Source organism: candidate division KSB1 bacterium, from assembly GCA_022566355.1.
Lineage (GTDB): Bacteria > Zhuqueibacterota > JdFR-76 > JdFR-76 > DREG01 > JADFJB01.
Genome location: JADFJB010000053.1, coordinates 20,042 through 29,575, shown reverse-complemented (window position 1 = coordinate 29,575; position 9,534 = coordinate 20,042). Strand labels below are relative to the sequence as shown.

At 41.8% G+C, this 9,534-nt stretch carries 9 protein-coding genes and 1 pseudogene; 1 reads left to right on the top strand and 9 read right to left on the bottom strand.

From position 1 onward, the window contains the following. The coding region (locus tag IIC38_10955; protein MCH8126469.1) for a hypothetical protein at positions 1 to 353 on the top strand (353 nt) is incomplete at its 5' end. Between the two features lie 542 nt (positions 354 to 895). Here the strand turns inward: IIC38_10955 and IIC38_10950 are convergent. The 9 genes and pseudogenes from IIC38_10950 to IIC38_10910 form a co-directional block, all read right to left on the bottom strand. Continuing rightward, positions 896 to 1,972, bottom strand: coding sequence for a hypothetical protein (locus IIC38_10950; GenBank protein ID MCH8126468.1), 1,077 nt, complete (start codon positions 1,970 to 1,972; stop codon positions 896 to 898). Positions 1,973 to 2,000: 28 nt separating this feature from the next. Then, positions 2,001 to 3,788, bottom strand: a complete 1,788-nt coding sequence (locus tag IIC38_10945; GenBank protein MCH8126467.1) for a spermidine synthase — start codon at positions 3,786 to 3,788, stop codon at positions 2,001 to 2,003. A 103-nt stretch (positions 3,789 to 3,891) separates the two neighbouring features. After that, positions 3,892 to 4,737 (bottom strand): DUF350 domain-containing protein, encoded by an 846-nt coding sequence (locus tag IIC38_10940; protein MCH8126466.1) that lies wholly within the window; start codon positions 4,735 to 4,737, stop codon positions 3,892 to 3,894. A 116-nt stretch (positions 4,738 to 4,853) separates the two neighbouring features. Next, the gene (locus IIC38_10935) at positions 4,854 to 5,672 is read right to left on the bottom strand and encodes a hypothetical protein (GenBank protein MCH8126465.1); all 819 of its coding nucleotides are present in this window, start codon (positions 5,670 to 5,672) and stop codon (positions 4,854 to 4,856) included. A 48-nt stretch (positions 5,673 to 5,720) separates the two neighbouring features. Further along, entirely contained in the window at positions 5,721 to 6,377 is a 657-nt protein-coding gene (locus IIC38_10930; GenBank protein ID MCH8126464.1) for a hypothetical protein, read from the bottom strand. A 17-nt stretch (positions 6,378 to 6,394) separates the two neighbouring features. After that, positions 6,395 to 6,985 carry a DUF2617 family protein gene (locus IIC38_10925; protein ID MCH8126463.1) on the bottom strand — a complete coding sequence of 197 codons (591 nt, stop codon included), beginning with the start codon at positions 6,983 to 6,985 and terminating at the stop codon, positions 6,395 to 6,397. Between the two features lie 17 nt (positions 6,986 to 7,002). After that, a complete protein-coding gene (locus tag IIC38_10920) occupies positions 7,003 to 7,683 on the bottom strand; it encodes a hypothetical protein (GenBank protein ID MCH8126462.1) in 681 nt (226 codons plus the stop codon). 177 nt (positions 7,684 to 7,860) lie between these two features. Then, a pseudogene (locus IIC38_10915) lies at positions 7,861 to 8,207 on the bottom strand (GIY-YIG nuclease family protein). A gap of 172 nt (positions 8,208 to 8,379) precedes the next feature. Beyond that, positions 8,380 to 9,513, bottom strand: a complete 1,134-nt coding sequence (locus IIC38_10910; protein MCH8126461.1) for a toxic anion resistance protein — start codon at positions 9,511 to 9,513, stop codon at positions 8,380 to 8,382. Positions 9,514 to 9,534: the final 21 nt, after the last annotated feature.

The following is a 9,534-nucleotide window of genomic DNA, read 5'->3' as shown; positions in this document are numbered from 1 at the left end:
TTCAGGGTGGGCAGTTGAAAGTCGAAAACGGCACGACCTTTTCGTTCAGAAGTGGCTCATTGACACCGCCTACTGGCTGGACGGATAACCAGATCATCCTCTTCATGGAAATCGATATAGACACCGCCAAGAATGAGCTGCTGTTTAGTTTCGGACCCTCGGGATGCGAGTTCAGTCCATCAGCGACCGTCTGGTTTAATTATGCCGATTTGGGAATATCAGTACCCACACTTTATTACATCGATAGCAATGGCAATTATATCGAACAGGAACCTGAAAAAATCGATTATCGCGGCAATAAGATGTTGCTGAAGATCGATCACTTCTCTCGCTATGCATTAGCGGCGCAATAATAACAACGACAACAAGGAGGTTTACTCTCAAGGGTCATCCGATTTAGGATGGCCTTTTTTTATTGGGGGAATCTGGATGCTGGATGCTGGATACTGGATGCTGGATGCTGGATGCTGGATGCTGGATGCTGGATGCTGGATGCTGGATGCTGGATGCTGGATGCTGGATGCTGGATGCTGGATGCTGGATGCTGGATGCTGGATGCTGGATACCGGATACCGGATAACGGATTCCCCCTAGTGTCGTCTTGAAAAATGTAGACAGTTTTTCTTTTCTTTTTTCTTTTTATCCTCCCGCTCTCTGTTTCGCCCTATCGCTTCTGTTTTAGTCATAATTTAAGAGCATCAACACGATTGATGTATTCCATATTTTATTCAGGTTAAGAATGGTCTTAGGTTTGGAAATTTTGAATTGTAAAATTAACATTTGTTTCGTTTTTAGAGATTAGAAATTCGGATTTCAACTTTTTTTCCGTTCTCCGTTTCTCCGTTTTACGATCTATATCATGATAGCTTGTTATTTACATCGTTTTAGATTTACCTTAATCCTGTCTGGTAATTTTTGACAACTTCTCCTCAATCTCCTGCCAATTATAACCGTCATAAGCCGCAATCAAAACAATATCGCCTTTTTGAATCACGGTTTCAAGCTCTGGACAAGATTCCGGTTCTCCATCATGTATCAATGCTAATGGGTTGGCACGAATATTTGCCGTAATCATAGCTAGCTGAAATTCCTTCCAGGTATAGCCGATGATCTTTTTGGGAATAACGCTCTTCGGGTTGGCGCCCAAAGTGTTATGAAGCAGCCGCTCGACCATCAAAGCAGTACCGGAATCCTGGCATTCTTGTACAATCGCAAGAATTTCCAGGTCTTGCAGTATCGCGATGGCTCGTTTATCGAACATCCAGCCATTTTTTTGATCAACCAATATATACAACACCCGGGTGTCTTCCTTAACGAATGAGAGAATAAGTTTAACTACAGTATTGGTAATACCATCGGATTCACCAGACGATGGGTCTTTGGGAAAAACCAGAACTGTTTTGTTGTTGGCAAGATTAGCTTTCTCATAAGTTTCTTTGTCCAGGCTGCTGCCCCGGATAAAATGAACCCGGCTCCCATATTCCTGAACAATACTCCGCGGCAACTCATCAGTACTGTCATCGACTACACAAACACCGACATCACCTTCAACAGCATAAATTTCTCGCAGGAACATACCCAGTGTTTTCTCGCCGGGTAAATGAAAAATAACATAACCGTTTTTTATCGGATTGCTCATAAATCCAAATCTCCTTTGGTTTTTTCTGTATTGCATCGCCTCAAAGGTAGCTGCAAATAAAGTTCCCAGTACCGCAATTCCCATGGTTCCCAATATGATCGACGAAAACCGCCCGACTGTGGTTTGGGCTGAAAAATCTCCGTAGCCCACTGTACTAAAAGTAGCCCAGGTTACCCACAAAGCTTCCTCCCAGGCAACGCCCTCAACCCATTTATAAACAAACAGATGAAGTATAAACATGAAAAAAAAGATTATGAGTAGATTGAATAACCATAGCAATGGCTCATGTCGTTCTATGATTTTTTTTAATTTTGCAGGTAGGAAAAGCATCATCCAATTTTACCCTTTTGAATTGAATTCACTAAAGCTTCTGCCATGCTTTTTCATAAATTACGTCAAGTGTTGGAATGGAAGTAAGGTAATTGATGGCATCGGGATACTCTTCCGCTGTAAGGTCTCCCTTGCCAAACGTTCGCAAGGATTGAAACATGCTGGGCTTTAAATAGCGGGTTGGCACTTTAAAAGATTCCATTTGATGCAAAGCCAAAAGGCGATTATCCAAATCCGCATTGGGAAGTAAATGGCCGATAATCCAACCCCAGTTTCCCCCAAAGCTGCCGACGAATCCCTGGTACGGAATGGTCTTGAATCCTGCGGCTTCCATCGTTCTGCGAATACTTAGGAACACTTCCTTGGCATAATAGGGAGAGGTAGCCTGGGTGACCATAATCCCTCCCTCTGCCAAAATACTCCTGATTTTTACATAAAATTCCCAGCTGTAAAGTTTAGCCAGTTCAGAAGTTCGGGGATCGGGAAAATCAATGATGATTACATCCCATTTGCGATCTTTTATCTTACTGATAAATAAATCCGCATCATAATTCAGAATTACAAATTTGTTCAACTTCTGATTCTGCAATTCACCAACAAACGATTCGACTTCGATTTCCCAATCTGCAACCTCGGTAACCTGGCTGATTTCATGTTTTTTCCGTTTATCATTAATCCCGCCGATTTCATAATAGACCGGCACTGGACCCATGCTCCGAATCGCTCCGGACTTCAGAACAGCTACATTGGCATCTTTAAAAACATCCTGGTTGTACTGGGTAATAACCGGGTTAGACGCACAGAATTTAACCATACCAGGATCGATATCTACCATGGTGATGGAGTTTACAGATGGATAGTTACGGACAATATTAGCAGCCAATCCATCTCCACCGCCGAGAATTAAGACATTTAATTTGTTGCCTGTTCGCTTTTCATCCAAACTCCATAAGGTTATTGCCGGGATGACTAATGGCTCATGATAGCGTTCTTCATCATCGCCGGAAAATTGCAGCTGGCCATTCAGGAAAAGATCGTGGTTGCCGGTTCTTGCATTCCGGGTGACAACAATGTGCTGGTATTCAGTCTGTAGTTCGATGATCACATGATCCCGAAAGAATTTTTGTCGTTGTGACATGGTAACTAGCGGAGTAAGAAGAAATCCGGCGATTAAAGCTGTGGCTGTAAAACCAATAAGAAGCCGGGTTTGGATAACATTACGAATGTTTCCCTGTTTGTAAAAATACCAATATGCCATAACCGCAACGATGTAGTTAAAAACAGCAACCACAAAACTAATTTGCTCCAAGGGAAATTCTTTCAATAAATACCGGTAGAATAATTGGGCTCCCACAAACGCACCAATGTAATCCAGGGCAATGGTGTCGGATATATTTTTAGCCAGGCTGGCATATTTTTCGTTGATGCGTTGGGCAACCGGGATCTCCAGCCCAATGAGAAATCCAATTCCTCCAACCAGGAATATCTGGAACCCTCCGACTTTTTCAGGAAAAAATGCATGAGCGGAGAATAGGATAATGGGTGCAAAAGCGCCAAGTAAAGCAAGCGCCATTTCGATAAAGATAAATTGTTCGATTAGTTTTTCATTTTTTATGAAGGCAGGAAATTTTTGCAGATAACTGGCCAAGCCCATCATCAACAGCATAAAGGAAATTGTGAAAGTCCATTCTTTGGTAGAGTTACCAAAAATATGCGTTGAAGAGGTGCTTAAAATACATTCGAAGACGAAACCACACAAGCCCGTGAGGAACATCGATGATGCGATGTACCAGCGTGCAGTGGATTGGTTTTTATTCATGTTGATCTTTTGAACAGCACGCAGTTGACATTGTTAAAGCGGATTTCCAAAGGAAAATTTGTTAGAAATCCGCTAACATCCGAGTAATCCGTGTTCAATCGCTTTAAAGAACTACCGCAGCAATAATCAAAGCTGCTGTGAGGATAAATCCATCCATCTGTACGATGGCTGCAGCGTTCTGTTTGTCCTCGATTTCTTTTTTCAGATCGGCTTTTGGCAAGAATAAACGTGCAGCAGCTAACCTGACAAGAAGTAACAAAACGATGCCTTGAACGGCGGCAATGCAAATTGCAATGATATCATCACCGAGAGCGATAAATGGTCCGGCGATGCTATTCGAAAGTATTAATCCAAGCGCAGTTAACATGGCGCCGGCTGCGATTCCAGCAGCAACGTTGTTCTTTTCGATGAGATCAACCAAATTGAACGGAGTTACCATCTCGTAAATTTTGAAAAATATGACCAGGACAAGTTGGCCGATTACAAAGAAAATAAGTGCATTGAAGATACTGGCATTGTCCCCGCCAAGCGATTCCTTCAAAATCAAACCCGTTGCAAGGTAGCTACCCACTTCAAAAAATCCGACTGCACTGTTGCCTTTTTCAATGTGTTGATTGTTGTTTAAACCGATCAGCAAGAACTTGTCATTCACGAAACCAGCGATGAATAAGCATAGGAATGTAATCACACCGTAAAGTGCAACATAAGCGGTATCTTGCCAAAGATTTTCGACAGGCCCGACCAGGGAACTCGAAAGACCGAGACCAAGCCCTAATAATATTGCACCTTTACGTAAGGCGACAGCTAAATTGCCATCCTCGATGACAAGTTTATTCTCGTCAAATTTAGTGAGTGCATCGAATATTTTTATGCCGATAAAAGCGATAATCATCGCAACAGCAACAAACCAGGTCATTTGCCATGATTCAGTTAAGATGTCTTGTACCATTGGAATCTCCTTTGTATTTTTCGAAGTAACTTAATGTGTGTCTAGTTCAAAAGCAAGCTATTGTTGAATTTCAAAGCAAAACAGCAAATTTGCAGAAAAAATAATCTTTCCTGATATTACTTACCCGATCTGGAACTTCTGCCTGAACTTCTGGAACTCGAGCGAGATGATCTGCTGCTGCCAAATCCGCCTCGACGTACCTTGCTGGAAGGATTACGTGCCTGGAATCTTCTCTGGCTGGTTGTCGGATTCCTGAGAGGCGCTTTAACCCTGGATGAAGATTTGACATTTGTTGACGTAACATTCCTGGATAGACTATTTCCTCTGGTTCTATTATAGGATGAATTTCTTGTCAAAGAACCGGTACTGTTTCGGTAGGCACGAGAAGAAACGGGGCCATATCCACGGCCGTAATAACCCGGGTAAGCACCCATGCCAAATGGAGAATAGTAAGGAGAATAACGGGGACTAAACATCCAGCCCAGTAATAGCATTTGACCGAGGCCAAAAGAAGAGTGATGATAATGGTTGTGACCATACATCTGCTCATTTCCGCGTACCTGAACATTAGCCTTATCATCTGTCCTTTCGATTTCAATTGTCGCTACATCTTGTTCCTCGCCACTTCCGGATAAAACAGCCGTGAGTTTTAGCACTTTGATGCTGCCCTTATCGTCACTTTCAACCTTTATGAAATCTACCTTGCCATCTTCATCGAGATCGAGATTGTTAACCGAGTTGGGTTCGTTCAACTTTTTCTCCAAATCTTTAGCATCTGTGGATGTCTTCAACAATTCACCAACAGCTTTTAAGTCCAGGCCATCGGCGGCATAAGAAGTAACCTGGGTGTTCACTTTGTAGTAATTTTCACTGCAAGACGTATAGAACACCAAACTACCAACAATGAGCAATGAAACGCAATATTGCTTTTTCATGAATTTACCTCCTTAATCGGTTTAGTTGTATTATTAAAAATTCTTTTTTTACTCTTCCTCTTCCTCAAGGTCCGCCATTAACTGCAAACCATGCTCGATAATATCCTCAATAACATCTTCATCGCCCAAATCTTTCCAGGATAGGGCGGCATTAGAAGTTTCTAAAATTTCCTGCCAGATTTCACCGGACAATAATTCATTCTGCCAATTTGGTTTTTTGAAATCGAATCGATTTTCTTTAAGGAATGACATGAAAACAAATTCAACCGGCCTGGTTAAATGGTCTTCGTTCTTATTTTCAATTTTGTACTCCAAAACAGTAATGCGCAAATCTTCCCAGCGCTCATCATCCAAGAATGCATTCCATTCACCTTCGTCATCAAAATCGTAAATGGACTCCATTCCGAATTCACCCTCTTCCAGGTCTACGGAATCATAGACGCATAATTCCTTGTCTAATTCTTTGTAGCGAACCAAAAGCTCCGCCAGGGCAGTTCGGCCCGATTCTGTTGGAACAAATCGATTTTCTTTAATGATTATAGTATCGTTTTTTCGAAGATGCTGAAGAATGGGTTCAAGATGAAGATCATTGCCGGACAAAAGCACCGGAAAAGTATGTGGGCCGTTAATCAAATAATTCAGGAGAGCAAATCCTGCATAGCGGATTTTATCTTTGTTGCTCAAACTATATCTGATTCGTGCCATCAATGATCAACCTTCATTTACACCCATTGCAATGTGCTTTCACTTCGCACAATTGTTTGTTCGTTGGGGTAGGAGTGAGCCGTTGTGATTTTAATCTGGCCATCTGTTTCGTTATAATTTACAATTACTATGGTCTTCGGTACGATTTTGATTGATTCATGCATGGGAAAATCGAATACCAGTCCCATCGTATTCCATTCTTCGGATCGACCGATTTCCGCAGCGTTTTGTTCGAATTCATTAAGCCATTGCCCGGCATCGACATAACGAAGTAGTTTTGCCTGAAATGAATAATCGATCCGGTTCCATAATTTTAATTGAATAGTTGCGGAAACTTTACCCAGGGGACCATACGCAGCAATTTCATTATTGGATATTTCGTTTTCCTGGCAGGCAAAAAGTTCGTGAAATACTCTTGAATCAAAATCAAATGTTAACAAATGACTGGCGCCGATAATACGTCCGTGAATCGTGAACTTTGGTTCCTTTGAATCAACCCGGCTTTGCTTGAGGATGTTGAATTGCTTGAGATCAAGCTCTCCTTCGATTACAGAATGACGCAGAGCAGTGGCTGAGTTGTCTGAATAGTGTTTGTGATTTTTATTCATTTGGATCTCGGCTAAATTTACTTCTTGCTATTTCCCACAGCCCAGACAACAGCTTTCTCAGGCGCGATGCGGTAACCATAATTGACATCAAACTCGTCTTCTTCTTCGTTATCTCCAAACCAACGTTCGACACTGACGATAGGTGTGCCCAAGTCAATTTCGTTATCCTCTTCCGCTTCAAACGGTAGAAAATCCCAATAGCGATGTTTGTTAAATGCTTTCTGGGTTTCCTTTTTACCATCTCCGGTCCAGGTAGCTTGCAGGCTCTCATAGAAATACAAAGTCTGGCCTTTGTATGTGATTTCACCATCATCGTATTTATTGCAAAGATCCAGGAATAACTTTATACTTCTGACATCCGGAATACCATGATCCTCCAGAAAATAATTATTGTCATATTCGATTTTCGATAACGGGATCCCCGTTGTATGCCAGAAATTGATGACCAATTCATCCTCTTCTCCAAATTCGAGGAATCTCTTTTGGCCGGTATCTATATCCACCAGGTTAAACTCCTTATAGGGTGTTTTGCCTTGCATATAGTGGGTCTCGCCAACTACAAGATGGAGATTGTTTTCGATTTCCAGAAGACCACCCGGACGGGCATTTTCAAGGGTGTAGTTTGCCCTTTCTCTAATCGGAAGGGGTTTTGGAATCTGACGAATTAATTTTAACTTTCTATGAAAATCCAGAGCCATGTTTCAAGCTCCTTTCTGTTTATTAGTTACCTTTTCTTGACTTGTTCAATATCAGCGCAAATTTACTCAGTCACCCTTCGACTCCGCTCAGGGTGGCTGTTATTCTCAAAGTTGACAAAGATAATATAGACATTGTTAAATTATGAACAAAGTTAATTCATTTCGTAAAAATTAATATTAGCGCCCTGAGCGGAGTCGAAGGGTGTGACGCCATGAATCATTCTCAAAAGTCTTGAAATGACTTTCATTCTTACACTCTGCTAATTTGGGTAAAAAATCAAAGTTGCCGTCAATTAATGCTTCCTTCTTTTTTTTTGACCAACCTTTTACTTGCTTCTCAAATATCAAAGCGTCGTAATATTTGGGAAATTCTGAAACGAAAACGACTTCAACAGGTAGTTTTTTCTTAGTATAGTCAGGACCTTTGCCAGATTTATGTTCATAAATTCTCTTTTCAAAATTATGAGTAGAGCCTTATAGTACGAATTGTCTGAACATTTTAAGATGTAAACATAACCCTTCATTAACATCATTCCTTATAGGTGGCTGTTATTTTCAAAGTTGACAAAGATAATATACGTTGCTAAATTAAATTATAAAACTTTAGTTTATTCATATATCATAAAAAATCAAATGCTAGCGCCCTGAGCGGAGTCGAAGGGTGGAATTTTCAATAGTACGGAGTTAAAGAACAATTTATGCCTCAATCGAGGTTTCGGTTTTCTCTTTTTCTTCAGACCGCATCACACCTGCTTTTTGACCCATGGTTTCAGACATTTTACTGAGAGCTGCAATTCCTTCAGTTGCCTTCTGCACGCCTTGTCTTTTTATCTTTTCAGTTTCTTCGATAGCAGCCAACAAGTCGTCATGGGCTGCTTTTACTTTATCAAGGGCCAATACCGGATTCGTATGAAGCTCCGCAATTTCTGTGCTCTGTTTACGGATAGATGCCGCGTTTGCCTTGAGCAGATCGGCTGCATAATCCTGGGTTGCTCTGGTGGCATCCAAAACTTTCTTCTGCCGTGCCAATGCAGCCTGGATGGCCAGACCTACCGTCAGTAAGCCTGTTGTGACCGTAATGGTGCGATCCACCGATTGCTTGAGCAATCGGTTATTGTCGATGGTCATATCAATACTGACAAAGAATTGCATGTTGACCTGCTCCATGGTGCGCAGGTCTTGAACCCGCATGGCCACTGCATGCTGGACCGATTCTAATTTAGGCCGTTCCTCATCAGTTGCGGTCGCAAGACGCTCTTGCAATTTTTTCATGATTAGTTCACCGAGATAGGCGTTCTTTTGCACAGCCAATTGCTGTTCTTTAACATTGATATATAGATTGTCCAGTGAAATATTATCTTTGATCAGCATTTCGCCGCCTTCACGTAAATTAGCGACAATAGAATCGATCTGGGTTTGAACCGTCTCATATTTTATAGCAATTTTTTTCAGAATTTTGCCAATCGCTGGTACCTTACCGAAAATTCTGGAAAGTTTTCCCGGCTGTCCGACAACGTGGGGATTGATTTCATCTAAAGTCATACGCAGTTTCACCATGCCATCCGGAATCGCTGCTCCTTCGCTTCCAACCTGCTTCATCATTTCACCGACTCGAACTTTAAGCAATTCGGTCTCTCGTGCAGAGCTGGCCTGAGTGTCAGAGCCAAGACTTTCTAATTGACGGACCAATTCCCGGTTTTTACCACCTTGCAATTCTTCAACCAGAGTTGCTGACCTTTTTTCAAGCTCCTCTTGCTCTTTGCTTTCAAGTTCACTCGGCGCTGTCGGAACAATTTCCGTTGTTTGTGCACTTCCCTGCGTTTCGTTCATATCCAAACTCCTTGTTTAAAT